This is a genomic window from Mucilaginibacter sp. Mucisp86 (genome assembly GCF_047324315.1).
In the GTDB taxonomy this organism is placed as follows: domain Bacteria; phylum Bacteroidota; class Bacteroidia; order Sphingobacteriales; family Sphingobacteriaceae; genus Mucilaginibacter.
Genome location: NZ_CP168503.1, coordinates 3,776,310 through 3,790,928, shown reverse-complemented (window position 1 = coordinate 3,790,928; position 14,619 = coordinate 3,776,310). Strand labels below are relative to the sequence as shown.

At 43.7% G+C, this 14,619-nt stretch carries 15 protein-coding genes; 13 read left to right on the top strand and 2 right to left on the bottom strand.

Translation table 11 applies throughout. From position 1 onward, the window contains the following. Positions 1-4 precede the first annotated feature (4 nt). From hemA to ACEN9X_RS15995, 9 genes are all read left to right on the top strand, one after another. Entirely contained in the window at positions 5-1,231 is a 1,227-nt protein-coding gene (gene hemA, locus ACEN9X_RS16035; protein WP_413666096.1) for a glutamyl-tRNA reductase, read from the top strand. Between the two features lie 572 nt (positions 1,232-1,803). Continuing rightward, a complete protein-coding gene (hemC, locus tag ACEN9X_RS16030) occupies positions 1,804-3,378 on the top strand; it encodes a hydroxymethylbilane synthase (RefSeq protein WP_413666095.1) in 1,575 nt (524 codons plus the stop codon). Between the two features lie 109 nt (positions 3,379-3,487). Then, complete coding sequence (gene hemB / locus ACEN9X_RS16025; protein ID WP_413666094.1) at positions 3,488-4,459, top strand: porphobilinogen synthase; 972 nt, start codon at positions 3,488-3,490, stop codon at positions 4,457-4,459. Between the two features lie 276 nt (positions 4,460-4,735). After that, positions 4,736-6,103, top strand: coding sequence for a glutamate-1-semialdehyde 2,1-aminomutase (gene hemL / locus ACEN9X_RS16020; RefSeq protein ID WP_413666093.1), 1,368 nt, complete (start codon positions 4,736-4,738; stop codon positions 6,101-6,103). Between the two features lie 95 nt (positions 6,104-6,198). Continuing rightward, positions 6,199-7,074 carry a sensor histidine kinase gene (locus ACEN9X_RS16015; RefSeq protein WP_091212796.1) on the top strand — a complete coding sequence of 292 codons (876 nt, stop codon included), beginning with the start codon at positions 6,199-6,201 and terminating at the stop codon, positions 7,072-7,074. A 14-nt stretch (positions 7,075-7,088) separates the two neighbouring features. After that, entirely contained in the window at positions 7,089-7,796 is a 708-nt protein-coding gene (locus tag ACEN9X_RS16010; protein ID WP_090529686.1) for a response regulator transcription factor, read from the top strand. Next, on the top strand, positions 7,796-8,362 hold the full coding sequence (locus ACEN9X_RS16005; RefSeq protein ID WP_413666092.1) for a hypothetical protein: 567 nt from the start codon (positions 7,796-7,798) through the stop codon (positions 8,360-8,362). Before ACEN9X_RS16010 ends, ACEN9X_RS16005 begins: the two co-directional genes overlap by 1 nt. 136 nt (positions 8,363-8,498) lie before the next feature. Beyond that, positions 8,499-9,530 (top strand): uroporphyrinogen decarboxylase, encoded by a 1,032-nt coding sequence (hemE, locus tag ACEN9X_RS16000; protein WP_413666091.1) that lies wholly within the window; start codon positions 8,499-8,501, stop codon positions 9,528-9,530. 72 nt (positions 9,531-9,602) lie between these two features. Then, positions 9,603-10,136, top strand: a complete 534-nt coding sequence (locus ACEN9X_RS15995) for a CopD family protein (protein ID WP_413666090.1) — start codon at positions 9,603-9,605, stop codon at positions 10,134-10,136. A 2-nt stretch (positions 10,137-10,138) separates the two neighbouring features. On the opposite strand, the gene ACEN9X_RS15990 is transcribed toward ACEN9X_RS15995, so the two are convergent. After that, positions 10,139-10,543: a PIN domain nuclease gene (locus tag ACEN9X_RS15990; protein ID WP_413666089.1), complete on the bottom strand. Its 405-nt coding sequence runs from the start codon at positions 10,541-10,543 to the stop codon at positions 10,139-10,141. Then, the gene (locus tag ACEN9X_RS15985) at positions 10,543-10,722 is read right to left on the bottom strand and encodes a type II toxin-antitoxin system VapB family antitoxin (protein ID WP_091166939.1); all 180 of its coding nucleotides are present in this window, start codon (positions 10,720-10,722) and stop codon (positions 10,543-10,545) included. Before ACEN9X_RS15985 ends, ACEN9X_RS15990 begins: the two co-directional genes overlap by 1 nt. A 157-nt stretch (positions 10,723-10,879) precedes the next feature. On the opposite strand from ACEN9X_RS15985, the gene ACEN9X_RS15980 reads away from it, so the two are divergent. The 4 genes from ACEN9X_RS15980 (at position 10,880) to ACEN9X_RS15965 (ending at position 14,297) form a co-directional block, all read left to right on the top strand. Continuing rightward, complete coding sequence (locus ACEN9X_RS15980) at positions 10,880-11,449, top strand: RNA polymerase sigma factor (protein WP_413671142.1); 570 nt, start codon at positions 10,880-10,882, stop codon at positions 11,447-11,449. Then, entirely contained in the window at positions 11,433-12,227 is a 795-nt protein-coding gene (locus tag ACEN9X_RS15975) for a hypothetical protein (RefSeq protein WP_413666088.1), read from the top strand. The genes ACEN9X_RS15980 and ACEN9X_RS15975 overlap by 17 nt, the downstream gene beginning before the upstream one ends. A 34-nt stretch (positions 12,228-12,261) precedes the next feature. Next, positions 12,262-13,092 carry an outer membrane beta-barrel protein gene (locus ACEN9X_RS15970; RefSeq protein ID WP_413666087.1) on the top strand — a complete coding sequence of 277 codons (831 nt, stop codon included), beginning with the start codon at positions 12,262-12,264 and terminating at the stop codon, positions 13,090-13,092. Positions 13,093-13,298: 206 nt separating this feature from the next. Next, a complete protein-coding gene (locus ACEN9X_RS15965) occupies positions 13,299-14,297 on the top strand; it encodes an ABC transporter ATP-binding protein (protein ID WP_413666086.1) in 999 nt (332 codons plus the stop codon). The last annotated feature ends 322 nt before the right edge of the window (positions 14,298-14,619 follow it).

Sequence of the window (14,619 nt, the reverse complement as noted above, 5' to 3'; positions counted from 1 at the left end):
TGCTTTGAAGTATCTAAAGGTAATAGCTTTTACGCACAAACAGATTGAACTGAAGGAATTGGGTAGATTGGTGGTTTGCCAGGAAAATCTGACAGATAAACTTGCGCAGGTTAAAGAGCAGTTTAATATCCCCGAAATCTTCTATCTGGCTACGTGTAACCGCGTGGAATTTGTGATGACCACACCGCAATCGGTTGATAAAGACTTTGCCAAAAAATTTATAGAAGCCTTTAACACAGAGCTTTGTCATGATTCACTGAGCACTTTTATGGATAGCGCGTCTATTTATGAAGATCAGGAAGCCATGGTACACCTGCTGCGTACTTCATGTTCATTAGAGAGTTTGATCGTGGGTGAAAAGGAGATCCTGGCCCAGTTACGTAAGGCTTACGAACATTGCAAAGAGGCCGGCCTAACCGGCGATGCCATGCGCATGATCATGAACTGCGTTGTAAAAACAGCCAAAGAAGTTTATACGCATACCAACATCTCCAAAAACCCAATCTCGGTAGTATCGCTGGCTTACCGCAAGCTAAAAGACCTTAATCTTTGTTCAAATGCCCGTGTTTTGATCATCGGCGCAGGCGAAACTAACCGCAACATCTCTAAATATCTTCAAAAACATAAATTTTCAAACTTCGCGGTGTTTAACCGTACTGTGGCCAATGCCGAAAAATTAGCTGCCGATTTGGGTGGTGAAGCATTTGACCTGGAAGCTTTGAAAACATACAATAAAGGTTTTGATGCCATTATCACCTGCACCTCCGCAGTTGAGCCTATCATCACTACCGAAATTTACCAATCGCTGCTAAACGGCGAAACCGGCAGGAAAACGATTGTTGACCTTGCCATCCCTAACGATACCGCTCCTGAAGTATTGGAACAATTCCCGGTTAACTTTATCGAAGTACACTCCCTTAACGAAGTTGCGAAAAAGAACCTGCAGGAACGCTACCACGAACTGGTGCACGCCGAAGCTATTATTGAGCAAAACATTGCCGAATTTATACAGCAGCTTAAACAGCGCCGTATTGAAGTAGCTATGCGCCAGGTTCCTGAAAAAATCAAGGAGATCCGTAATACCGCCATCAACTCAGTTTTTGCCGACGAAGTACAGGGTTTAGATGAGCAATCGCGCGAAATCCTGGAAAAGGTGATCAACTACATGGAGAAAAAATATATCAGCGTACCCATGATCATGGCGAAGGATATATTGATCAATGAAAATTGATTGAAGTAGTTTGCAACCAAGCACTAAAAATTTTCTTTAAGATCTTTGTTTTAAGATATCGCTATGCCTTTTAAAAAAATGTCATTTCCGAACGAGGTACGAGGAGAAATCTTCTACATCTGACTGAAGCGTTATGCTTGATCACAATGCAAGGCATATAAAATTGCCTTTCTCCTTTACTCCTCTTCTATTTCTGTCCACAATTGTCCATTGTAAGATGCACACTCAAAACCGTTAAATTAAATATGGGCGTTGCCAGCGGCCGGGCTGTACGCTCATACGCCTGCAGGCCTTACTCACGGGCCGGTATCCGCTGCCATCCCTAACGCGGAATTCTCCTTTAACAATCCTAGATACTATCACTGGTCGAAGTTTAGTGAAGCGTAATTTCTCCGCCGCCGCAAGGCTTGCCTTATAACGATATGCTAAGTGTTCGATATGCAAGGCAAATTTGTGCTGCGTTCAACCCACACATTACAGTCATTTTGTTGCAATTAACAATAATTCATTAAGTTGATGTACCTTATCATCGGCATAAAAATTTAAATTTGCAGCTGCAAACATTCATTCTTTTGGACAGAAAACTGATTATAGGAACCCGTGGCAGTGAATTGGCTTTATGGCAGGCCAATTTCGTTAAAGACAGCCTCGCTGCCATTAACATTACCGCCGAGTTAAAGATCATTAAAACCCAGGGCGACCGTATCCTGAACCTCAGCTTTGACAAGCTGGAAGGTAAGGGTTTCTTTACCAAAGAATTAGAAGAAGAATTAATTGCCGGCACTATTGATATCGCCGTGCACTCACATAAGGACCTGCCAACTGAAAATCCTCCGGGACTCATTATCGCGGCAGTTTCAGAACGGGAAGACCCCGCCGAACTTTTGTTGATCCTTAAGGATTGTGTTGATGTTCATCAAAAGCTATCTGTTAAATACGGTGCTATCGTGGGCACATCATCAAACCGCCGCAAAGCCCAGCTACTGGCCCACCGCCCCGATCTTGAAATTGAAGATCTTCGCGGTAACGTACCTACCCGTATCGGTAAGCTTCGCGATGAAAAATATGATGCCATTATGCTGGCAAAAGCTGGTGTCACCCGCTTAGGCCTCGACCTGAGCGAGTTTCATGTGGAAGAGATCACCCCGGTTGAACTGATCCCTGCACCGGCACAAGGTGCACTGGCTATCCAGATCCGCGAAACTGACCATGAGCTTTACGAAGCGCTGCAGGCCTTACACCATGCAGATGTTGCTGAAGAACTGGCCGTTGAACGTACCGTATTAAAATTATTTGGCGGTGGCTGCCACCTGCCTTTAGGCTGTTACTGCCGTAAGGAAGATGGCCTTTTCCAGGTGTTTACTTCAAAGGCCAACGAAGGAGATGAATTTCCGGACAGGTTATTTTTAGAAGCGCCAACCACCGAAGGTTTGGCAGAAAAAGTTGTAGCCAAATTTGCAAAAGACCGCAAGCACCCATCAAGTGTATTTATTTCGCGCGAGCTTGGTGAACAAAGCTATTTCCGCAAAGCGCTTGAAAAACATGGCATCCAGATAGAAGATCGTTCGTTAATCCGTACCGTTCCTGTAATCACTCGGTTCGACTCATATATATTAAAAAATATCGACTGGGTATTTTTCTCGAGCAAAAACGCGGTTGAATACTTTTTCCAGTTAAACCCGCAATTCCCTAAAAAAGTAAAATTTGGGGTAATGGGCAGCGGGAGTGAAGAAATGCTGCGTCGTAAAGGTCATTTCACCGACTATGTTGGCGAAGGTACCGATACTGCCGAAGTTGCTGAAGAATTTGCTAAACTGGCCAATGGTAAGATCGTGTTGTTCCCCGGTGCCGAAAGCCCGATGAGGAGTATACAACAAGGCTTATCTGCCGATACAAAAATCATCGACCTGCCTGTTTACGAAACCGTACTGGAAGAAGATGTTGAGGCCAGTGGCGCCGATGTAATGGTGTTCACCAGCCCATCAAACGTAGAGGCTTATTTTGCCGATAACCTGCTCGACCCATACCAAAAGGTAGTGGCCATAGGCAAATCAACCGGCAAAAAATTTGATGAAATGGGTGTAAAATATACGCTCCCCTACTCACCCGACGAAGTTGGGCTGGCAGAGGCAGTGTTTGGATTATAAAACGTTCATTGGTTCACTTGTTCATTGGTTCATTAGTATCGCTTTGATAAGCTTTGCAACTGAGAAAAGACCAATAAACTAATGAACCAGTGAACTAATGAACTAAAAAATGTTACAACGACCAAGAAGGAACCGCAAGAGTGAAGTGATACGCCAGATGGTGCAGGAAACACATGTTAGCGCTGCTAACCTCATTTTCCCGCTGTTTATTATTGATGGCGTAAACCAGAAAAGTGAAGTGGCGTCAATGCCGGGCATCTTCCGTTATTCTATCGATAACCTGCTGCGCGAAATTGAAAGCTGCCTTAAACTGGGCCTGAACTCTTTTGATCTGTTTCCTAATATTGCCGAAGAGCTGAAGAATAAATTTGCTACCGAAAGCTACCGTGATGAAAGTCTTTACTTACGCGCCATCCGCGAGGTAAAGAAAAACTTCCCGGAAGCCTGCGTTATTACCGATGTAGCCATGGACCCATACAGCAGCGACGGACATGACGGTATTGTGGAAAACGGCGTGATCCTGAACGATGAAACGCTGGATGTTTTGGGCAAAATGGCTTTAGCACATGCGCAATCAGGTGCTGATATCATCGCCCCATCGGATATGATGGATGGCCGTGTTGGGTATATCCGTAATGTGCTTGACGATAATGGTTTTACCAACGTGTCTATCATGTCGTATTCAGCTAAATATGCCAGCGCGTTTTATGGCCCGTTTAGGGATGCTTTAAACTCAGCACCAAAGTTTGGCGATAAAAAAACGTACCAGATGAACCCCGCCAACCAGCGCGAAGCCTTGATTGAGGCCGAACTGGATGAACTGGAAGGCGCAGATTTCCTGATGGTGAAACCTGCCCTGCCCTACCTGGATGTTATTAAATTAATAAAAGACAATACCGAACTGCCTGTTGCAGCCTACAATGTCAGCGGCGAGTATGCCATGATCAAAGCTGCCATACAACGCGGCTGGCTAAACGAGCAGCGTGCCATCACCGAGGTGCTTACCAGCATCCGCCGTGCAGGCGCAACTGCTATTTTAACTTACCATGCCAAAGAGGTTTTGGAGAATAAGTGGTTGTAGGGTAGTGATTAGAGGTTAGAGATAAGAGATTAGTCAGTTATAAGAGGTTAGTGCGTAGGGCGCGTTAGGGATTGCAGTGGAAAGCCCGCAGCGCGGGCTGGGATTAAGGGAAGGCAAGGCGAGGACTTGCAACGAAAAGCCCGGGCCGCAGGCAACGCCCACAGTAATAAGACATAATCGAAAAGCACAATTAATACCCCTTACCTACAATTACCTAATTACAGGAAAGCAGGTAGTAATTGTTAAATAAAATCAGAGTTTAGAATTTCAACATATATGTTCGATTCAATAAAAAAGATGTTTTCAGCAGAGGATGAACCGGTAAATACTACGGGAAAGCCCGATATCAGTCGTGAAAAATCGGCCGAGCTTTACGCCAAGGCACAAACCTATTTTCCGGGTGGGGTAAACTCACCGGTAAGGGCTTTTAAATCTGTTTATGGTACACCGCTGTTTATTCAAAAAGGTGATGGCAGCCATATTTGGGATGCCGATGGCAACGAGTTTATCGATTATTGCTGCTCATGGGGACCACTGATCCTGGGCCATAACAATGCCAAAGTAAGGGAAAAAGTTATCGAAGTAATGCAAAATGGCATGAGCTTCGGAGCACCTACCGCATTGGAAAATGAACTGGCCGAACTGATCCTGAAAAACAATAAGTTTATTGAAAAGATCCGTTTTGTAAGTTCGGGTACCGAGGCCGTAATGTCGGCCATCAGGTTAGCAAGAGGCTATACCAAACGCGATAAGATCCTGAAGTTTGAAGGTTGCTATCACGGTCATGCCGATGCCTTATTGGTAAAAGCAGGATCGGGCCTGGTTACGTTTGGTGAAACTTCATCAGCCGGTGTACCAAAATCAGTTGCCGACGAAACCATTGTGGTAGCACTTAATGATAAAGAAGCTTTGGCTAAAGCTTTTGACGAATTTAAAGAGCAGATTGCGGCAGTAATCATTGAGCCTGTGCCAGCCAACAATGGTTTACTATTGCAGGAAAAAGAATACCTGCAATACCTGCGCGATATTTGTACGCAAAACGGCACCATGCTGATATTTGATGAGGTGATCTCTGGTTTCCGCGTAGGTTTTGAAGGCGCTGCCGGTTACTACCAAATCAAACCTGATATTATCACTTATGGTAAAATCATTGGTGGCGGTATGCCTGTTGGTGCTTATGGCTCATCGGCAACAATCATGAGTAATATCTCACCAGAAGGTTCGGTTTACCAGGCGGGTACACTATCGGGTAACCCGGTTGCCATGGGTGCCGGTATCGCCCAGCTTAGTGAGCTTTTGCGCATGGGCTTTTACCGCGACCTGAACAATAAAACAGAGGAATTCGTAGAAGCCATTCAGCGTTTTGCCACAGCCCGCAATTACAAGTTCAAGGTGTTTGGTATAGGCTCTATATTTTGGTTTGCTTTTACAGATAAAGAGTATATTCGTAAAGCCGAAGATATTGATGCTTCAAGCATGGAGAAATTCAAAAAATTCCACCGCGAATTGCTGAACAGGGGTATTTATTTAGGCCCGTCGGGGTATGAGGTTGGCTTTATATCATCGGCACACACCAAAACCGACCTGGAGAAAACAAAACGTGCTATATTTGATAGTTTGGATTTAGTATTTAACGGTAAATAACCCCACCCAACCCTCCCCAAAGGGAGGACTATTGCGAGGTGGCATTAAATAATCATAGAAGGTCTCCCCTTTCGGGGGAGATTTAGAGGGGGTTTATGAAGAAGTCATTTGTTATTTTTTACGCGCTTATCACCTATGCCGTTGCCGAACTGGTATGGTGGGGCTATATGCTGGTTACGCTGCAACCGCGCCGTACCGGTATGATCCTCGGCGAAGGGGCTATGTTTGTTGCCGTATTTTTGATTGGCGCAATCAATTTGCACCGTTCTTTCAATAAAGAACGCCGCCTGCAGGAGCAAAAAAAGAACTTTTTGCTTTCGGTAACGCATGAGTTGAAATCGCCGCTGGCATCTATTAAGATCCTGCTGCAAACTATTCAAAAGCGTCACCTGACCAAAGAACAGCTTCTTGATTTTATTGAGAAATCACTGAACGACGTAGAGCGTTTGGACGATATGGTTGAGAATATGCTATTGGCATCAAAGATCGAAAACCGTTCATACAGCTTCCCTAAGGCCAGCTTTAACCTTTCGGTTTTGGTTGACAGCATTGTTAACCGCCTGCAGATCTCCAAATGCGATTGCAATCAGCAGATCATAGAGGCCGAGATAGAACCAAAAGTTGAGATTGTAGGCGATAAATTTGCCCTTACATCGGTAGTCACCAATTTAATCGAAAACGCTGTAAAATATTCAAGCCCCTGTTCATCGGTTGGGGTAAAGCTGTTTTCGAAAGACGATAAAGTTTATTTACAGGTAGCCGATCATGGCATCGGCATAGCCGACGAGGAAAAGACCCGCATTTTTGAGCGCTTTTACCGCGTAGGCAGCGAAGAAACCCGTAACACTAAAGGTACCGGACTGGGCCTTTATATTGTTAAGGAGGTGTTGGATAAACACCAGGCCAGTATCAGGGTTAAAGATAACCGCCCTGCTGGTAGTATTTTTGAAGTTACATTTGGATTAACCTAAATTTGAATATGAGCATGCCAAACAAAAAAAGGATTTTATTGGCCGAAGACGAAGAGCATTTGTTAGAAGCAATTAAGCTTAACCTTGAGCTGGAAGGCTACAAGGTAACTCCGGCTAAAAACGGCAAAAAAGCTTTACAGCTATTTAAAGAAGAACGTTTTAACCTGGTGATACTTGACGTAATGATGCCGGAGATTGACGGCTTTGTTGTTGCTGAAACTATCAGGCTTGAAAATACCGAAGTACCTATCATGTTCCTTACGGCAAAAAACACCAATGAGGACAAGATTTCGGGCTTGAAAAAAGGAGCTGATGATTATCTTACCAAACCGTTTAACCTCGAGGAGCTTATTTTAAGGGTGAACAACCTGGTAAAACGCAGCCTGAAAGGCGAAGACCTTAAAGAGTTTAACAGCTACAAAATAGGTGATAAAACCATCCACTTTAACTCGTTTGAACTGGTTAATGAAGATGGCTCAATTACCGCCCTTACTAAAAAGGAAACCATGCTGCTTAAACTGTTGATTGAGCGTCGTAATGATGCTGTATCGCGCGAGCAGATCCTGGAAACTGTATGGAATTATGACGTTTATCCGTCAACCCGTACCATCGATAACTTCATCCTAACCTTCCGTAAGTATTTTGAACCAGATCCTAAAAACCCGGTTTATTTTCACTCTATCCGCGGTGTAGGCTATAAATTTACCGATAACCAGCATTAATGTTCAGTAACAGGACACGTATATTCATTGCGTTTATTTTTCTGCTGTCGTTAGGTGTACTGGTGTATTTCCGTATTTATGAGCTTGCAGCAGTAGCAGTAATGATGATCATCCTGCTTATTTGGGATTATTTCAGGCAGGGTACATTGGTTGTAGCATCCAAACATTTTCATGTAAAGGATTATGATAAAACAGCTGCATCGTTAAATGAGATCATGAAACCCGAATGGCTCAGCAAAAACCGACGGGGATATTATGAATTCATATACGGTGGCTTATGCCTGCAAAGGCAGGATTTTGAAGGGGCAGAAATGCACTATGAAATAGCAGCACAATACCCCTTACGGTCGGTTAATGACCACGTAGCCGCATTAGTTAGCGTGGCCAATATTAGTATCAGGCGCGGCAATTTTGAAAAAGCCAAAGCCTACCTGCAATTAACTGAGCAGCATAAAGAAAAAATAACTGCCAAAATGAGGGATGTGATAAGCCGCCTTCAGCAGGAATTGAAAAAAGAACCAGAAAAAAAGAGTCAAGACTTTAAGAGTCAAGAGACAAGATATTAAGAAATAAGACGGCAAGAGTCAGGATGGAAAGAGTCAAGAGACAAGACAGCAAGAAGCAAGATAGATGAAATTTCTTTTCTTGTCTCTTGATTCTTGACTTCTTGCTTCTACCTAACTTCTTGCATCTAACTAAAGTATGAGAGATTCGTTATTAATAAAAGCGGCATTTTCGGAGCAAACAGAACGCCCACCGGTTTGGATGATGAGGCAGGCGGGCCGCTTTATGAAAGAGTATTGGGACATTAAAAACAAATACTCGTTCCTTGAAATGTGTAAAACACCGGAGATTGCTGCCGATGTTACCATGCTGCCTGTCGACCTGTTAGGCATCGACGGCGCAATTTTATTTTCAGATATCCTGGTAACAGGTGAAGCCATGGGCGGCGACCTGAGCTTTAACGCAGGCGTTGGTCCGCTGTTTGCAAACCCTGTACGTACACAGGCCGATATTGATGCATTACAAACTGATGTATTGGATAAACTGCAATACGTTGGCGATGCCATCAAAGTAATTCAACAGCGCCTTGCCGGTCGTATTCCGCTTATCGGTTTTGCCGGTGCGCCGTTTACAGTAATGAGCTACCTGGTTGAAGGCGGATCATCAAAAGATTTTAAGCGTACCAAACTGATGCTGCACAATGAGCCCGAAATGGCCCATCAGCTGTTATCAAAAATTGCCAACGTTACTGCAGATTATCTGAACATGCAGATTGCTGCCGGTGTAAACGCTGTACAGATCTTCGATAGCTGGGCACAGGCTTTGGCGTGGGATGATTATAAAGAATTTAGTCACCGTTATATTGCCGAGATCATTAGCAAGCTGAACCGTAAAGATATCCCGGTGATCTCTTTCTGTAAAGGCAGCTCGGTTTTTGCGCCGTTAATGGCCGAGGCTAAACCGGATGTAATTTCTATCGATTGGAATGTTGATCTGTTAGATATTAAAAAACGCTTACCGGCAGGCATAGCAGTACAGGGTAACCTTGATCCGCACATCCTTTATGCTGATAAAAAAGTAATTAAAGAACGTATCTACCGCCTGTTCGACCGTATGAAGGGCGAAAATGGCTTCATCTTTAACCTGGGTCATGGCATTATGCCCGATATCCCGTTTGATAATGTTAAGTACGCGGTGGAAGTGATAAAAGAATTCCCCCCAGCCCCCTAAAGGGGGAGTAATGGAGGAGTAACAAATAATATAAACGATTTAAAACTCCCCTTTTAGGGGGTCGGGGGGCTAATGTACCAATACGTTCTCGCTATACACATCATTTTTGTAGTCTGCTGGATGGCGGGGCTGTTTTATATTGTGCGCTTATTTATCTATCATACCGAGGCGCAGGACAAACCCGAGCCGGAACGTACCATACTTTCCAAACAATTTGAAATTATGGAAAGCAGGCTGTGGAACGTGATAGCCAAACCATCCATGTTGCTTACCGTCCTTGCAGGTTGTACCATGCTGTATTTATATCCCGCGTGGTTAAAAATGCCCTGGCTGCATATCAAATTAGCTTTTGTATTTGGCCTGGTGGGTTATCATCACATTTGCGAATCCAAGATCAAGCAAATGCGCAATGGTGTTTTCAAATGGACTTCCAGTCAGCTACGCCTCTGGAATGAGCTGGCCACTATTTTTCTTTTCGCCATTGTTTTCCTCGCTGTAAAAAAAGATGCTTTGAGCTGGGTATTTGGCGTAATCGGGATAGTTTCTCTGGGGGGAATTTTAATGATCGCCGTGAAGATTTATAAAAGATACCGGGAGAAGAAGTAATCTTAGGTGAAGTTCATCACTTTTAAAGGTGAATGTGCTGCAATGAAATAAAAATCCCTATCGTCATTTAACAGGGTTACTTTATTCTTTATAGCGTAAACAGCAATGAGACAATCATTTGGTTTACGCACAGTAATACCTCTTTTTCGTAAATCACGATATAGGCTTGTGGCTTCAGTAGCGGCTACATAAGGATCTCCTTTTAATTTGGTCATACTATCAAAATAAGATTTAATTTTCTTTGCTTCGGTTTCTGAAACTACACCTTGCAACATCTCTTGCATTATTGTAGGACAGGTTGCCACTACGATATTTGCCAAATTATTTCTTAAAAATTTACTTGAATCTGTTTCAATTCCTTTAAAAAAATTGATCCATACAGACGTATCTACCAAAATAATATCCATTATTCAAAAGCCTTATCATCGAGTTCAACCTTCCCCCATAATTCGGCAAGCTTCTTTTGATTTTCAATCGTAACATATAACTTCAAAGCTTCTTCAATTACTGCTTTCTTTGTTTTTATATTACCCAGCTTTTGAGCTTTAGCTATCAGCTCATCGTTAATATCAACATTGGTTCTCATACACATGAATTTCAATAAATATACACAAAAAACATTAAATAAAGTATCTATTCTTACATTCACTATATTCCCTCTTTCCTATCGCTTAAACTATTCATCAAAATATTTACACCACCATGCAACCATTTACATCACTATACCATCTTACTTATAAATGATGTTTTTGGAACCTAAATATACCATTCACCAATTGATAGACCGCTGCCGGGCAGGCGAGCGGAAGGCACAGGAACTGCTTTATAAACAGTTTGCCTCAAAAATGCTGGGGGTATGTATGCGCTACGCTACCGACCGCATGGAGGCCGAAGATATGTTGCAGAATGGCTTTATAAGGGTTTTCCAAAAAATGAATGATTACCGGGGCGAGGGATCATTCGAAGGCTGGGTTAGGCGCATTATGGTTCACAGTTCAATTGAGTATTATCGTAAACATCATAAAATGATGCAGGTAATTGATATTGAAGAGGCCGGGCACGAGCCGTCCGTTAATCCCCTGGCTGCGGCCAACCTGGATGCAAAGGTGCTGATGGGCATAATACAACAACTGGCGCCGGGTTACCGGATAGTGTTTAACCTTTATGCGCTTGAAGGTTACTCGCACAAAGAGATAGCAGAGATTGTGGGCATTACCGAGGGTGCCTCTAAATCGCAGCTATCAAGGGCCCGTACAATACTGAAAGAACAAATTGCTAAAATGGAGGGCAATAAATATGGATATGCAGGATAAAGAACTGGACAGGCTGTTTCAACAAAAGCTTGATGACCTGGAGATACAACCGTCGGCCCATGTATGGCAAGGCATCAACGCTGAATTAAACGCCGGCAGGCGTAAAGGAATAATATTTCCTTTGCTAAGCGCAGCAGCAGGCGTTATATTGCTGATCACCGCAGGCATCCTGTTTATCCCTAAACAACCGGTTAAACATCATGACCGTTCAACAGCAATAGTTAAAAGCCATCAACCGGTAAAACAACCTGTTGCAGTTACCGTTGAGCATGTGGCACCTCCAGCCCCGGCCCAAAACAAAGTACCTGCAAATCCGGTTATAGCACCTGTTAGTCAGTTAGCGCACATTAATAAGATCAAAACAAAAAGCAATTTGACGCCATCTGTACCACAGCCTGTAAGCCCTGTCCAATCACCTGTAACTGCCCATACAGACGAGCCCTTACTGGCAAATACCCCTGCAGTGGATTATCCTGTTGTTAAAGCCGCAGTCCCGGATACAGCAACCAGGATCAGCCCAAAGTTGGCCATTATCAATAACGACAGTACACAGCCGGTATTGATAGCCAGGGTACCGTCGCAAGCTGCTGCTGTTGCGGCCAAACCTGTAAAAAAACACCGTATTCGCAGCCTTGGCGATGTTTTTAACGTGGTGATAGCTGCTGTTGATAAACGTAAAGATAAAGTGATTGAATTTAGCAATACCGATGAAGATGATGCCACCATTACAGGTTTAAACCTGGGCTTTATTAAAGTAAAAAAAGAGAAAGACAAATAATATTTTAGCGAACGATAGATATATACCACAACATATGAAACGCCTTATTTTTACCATCACAATATGCCTTGCCGCGAGCTTTGCTTTTGCTCAAAGCACACCTGCCGATTCTGCACAAAACACATCTGATACTACCACACATAAAAAGCATGTTAAAGTAAAACTTGGCTTTGGGGATGATGTAACGCAGGTTAATATTAATAATGATGAGCCCGATACCACCTATCACGCACATAAAGCACCTGGCTTTTCATTTGGGGTAACCTTTTCAAGGATCGACCTTGGTTTTGCTACGCTGATTGACAACGGCAGCTTTACTTTATCCGACAAAAACAAATTTTTAAGCTACCGCCAGTGGAAAACAAGCAATTTTGGTTTTGATGTGCTGCAATTTGGCTATCGCTTTAACAGCGCTTTCAAAATCTATGTATCCGGCGGTTTCGACTGGACACACATCCGCCTGCGTAATGATATCACCATTCAGCGTAATGCGCCGGTATTAACCTACGTTCAGGATAGCATCCATTTCAGCAAAAACCGTTTTTCATCAACTTACCTGCGTATCCCGCTATCGTTTTATTACCGCAGCCATGAAGATGACCGGGGGAACTATTTCAGGTTAGTTGCAGGTCCGGAGATTGGCATCTTGCTTAATGGCCGCGTAAAACAGATCAGTGAGGAAAACGGCAAACAGAAATTTAACGACGATTATCATTTTGCCAAACTGCGTAAAGGCGTGTTTGTACGCATGGGTTACGGCATCATGGGCCTTTATGCCAAGTATTACTTCAACGATATGTTTGAGAACAGCCCGGATCAAAAAGGCTTGAGAAACTTCTCGTTCGGGTTGACTTTTGGCTTCTGACCGTTGATTTATTTGATTGCGTTGATTTCGCTGATTCTGTCCTCATTTGTAGTGATTAAATAGATTTAAGCTACGATGATTTTGAGCAATCAAAACCCGCACGATAAAAACGTCAACGAAATCAGCGGAATCAAGAAAGGAATCAACGGTAAAAAATCAACGCAATCAACGTAATCATAAGCATCAACGGTTTATCTTTGCCCCTGATGTCAGAGATTCCTTTTTTGCAGGCAGTTGCCGTAAGTAAAATATATCCGGGAAAGCAGCAGGCCGGCGTAAAAAAAACCGGACTGATTATTGAGCCCAGTAAAATCACGGCCATTATCGGCGAAAGCGGTAGCGGTAAAAGTACTTTACTAAGATTGCTATATGGGCTGCTTTCGCCCGATGAAGGTACTGTTTACTTTAAAGGCGAACGCATTTGGGGTCCCGAAGAAAAGCTGATCCCCGGTCATGATGCCATGAAAATGGTGACACAGCATACTGACGATCTTAACCTTTTTGCCAAAGTCTGGGATAACGTAGCAGCTATGCTCCCCGCCACCGACCTCAAAGCCAAACAGGAGAAAACCGAAAGGGTGCTTAAACAGCTCAACATGTTTGCCATGGCCGATAAGCGGGTGGCCGACCTGAGCGGAGGGGAAAAACAGCGGGTAGCCATTGCCCGAGCCATCGTTACTCATCCCGAGGTGCTCCTACTCGATGAGCCTTTTAACCAAGTAGACACATCCTTCAGGGAAGGCTTACAGCACGATATCAGGCAAATAGTTAAAAAAACGGGATTAACCGTGATTATGGTATCCCACGACCCTGCCGAAGTACTTTCCATGGCCGATGAGCTCATCGTACTTAATAAAGGCGAAATAGTAGAGCACGGGACACCTAAATCATTATACAAACACCCTAAATTTCTTTATACCGCACAGCTTTTGAGCAACTGCAATGTACTTACTGCTCATGAAGCCCACCTTTGCGGTATTGAAATCTCAAAGGAATATGCTGTTATTTACCCAGAGCAGATCAAAATAAAGCTGATAGCCGCGGTAAAAAACTGGGTTGTTAAGCAGGTATTGTTTAAAGGTTTTTATGAGGATCTGATCCTTGAGCATGGCGGTATTATTCTCCGGGTTTTAAGTGAAGAGACCGGGAAATATGTTGAAGGGGATTTTGTGGCGGTAAGGGTGGAGAAGTATCTGGAGTATTAAAAAATTAGTTACCAAACTTCCAATTAAGGGTAGCAATAGGATTTAGTTGTACATAACATCATCGGCCCGCTCAATTGCCGCGGGAGGGCTGTTACTTTTGTCTTGACACAAAAGTAACCCAAAAATCAAGTCAGCAGGGAGGCTTCTTTGCGCTCAGTGCCTTTGCCCTGCAAACCGGGCAGAACCACGGGCTGCAATTATTTTGCCCTTCTGCGCTCGCACTTTCCTCTCGCTTCTGCAAAAACTTGCTATGCCCTTTCCTCCACACAAAGGCCACCATTGTTCTGCCCACTTTCGCCCGAAGCTTACCTGCTGACGGGGA

Coding starts and splice junctions, on each gene's coding strand:
- hemB (WP_413666094.1), top strand. CDS start 3,488: ATGTTACAACGACCAAGAAGGAACCGCAAGAGTGAAGTGATACGCCAG.
- hemL (WP_413666093.1), top strand. CDS start 4,736: ATGTTCGATTCAATAAAAAAGATGTTTTCAGCAGAGGATGAACCGGTA.
- ACEN9X_RS16015 (WP_091212796.1), top strand. CDS start 6,199: ATGAAGAAGTCATTTGTTATTTTTTACGCGCTTATCACCTATGCCGTT.
- ACEN9X_RS16010 (WP_090529686.1), top strand. CDS start 7,089: ATGCCAAACAAAAAAAGGATTTTATTGGCCGAAGACGAAGAGCATTTG.
- ACEN9X_RS16005 (WP_413666092.1), top strand. CDS start 7,796: ATGTTCAGTAACAGGACACGTATATTCATTGCGTTTATTTTTCTGCTG.
- hemE (WP_413666091.1), top strand. CDS start 8,499: ATGAGAGATTCGTTATTAATAAAAGCGGCATTTTCGGAGCAAACAGAA.
- ACEN9X_RS15995 (WP_413666090.1), top strand. CDS start 9,603: ATGTACCAATACGTTCTCGCTATACACATCATTTTTGTAGTCTGCTGG.
- ACEN9X_RS15990 (WP_413666089.1), bottom strand. CDS start 10,543: ATGGATATTATTTTGGTAGATACGTCTGTATGGATCAATTTTTTTAAA.
- ACEN9X_RS15985 (WP_091166939.1), bottom strand. CDS start 10,722: ATGAGAACCAATGTTGATATTAACGATGAGCTGATAGCTAAAGCTCAA.
- ACEN9X_RS15980 (WP_413671142.1), top strand. CDS start 10,880: ATGTTTTTGGAACCTAAATATACCATTCACCAATTGATAGACCGCTGC.
- ACEN9X_RS15975 (WP_413666088.1), top strand. CDS start 11,433: ATGGATATGCAGGATAAAGAACTGGACAGGCTGTTTCAACAAAAGCTT.
- ACEN9X_RS15970 (WP_413666087.1), top strand. CDS start 12,262: ATGAAACGCCTTATTTTTACCATCACAATATGCCTTGCCGCGAGCTTT.
- ACEN9X_RS15965 (WP_413666086.1), top strand. CDS start 13,299: ATGTCAGAGATTCCTTTTTTGCAGGCAGTTGCCGTAAGTAAAATATAT.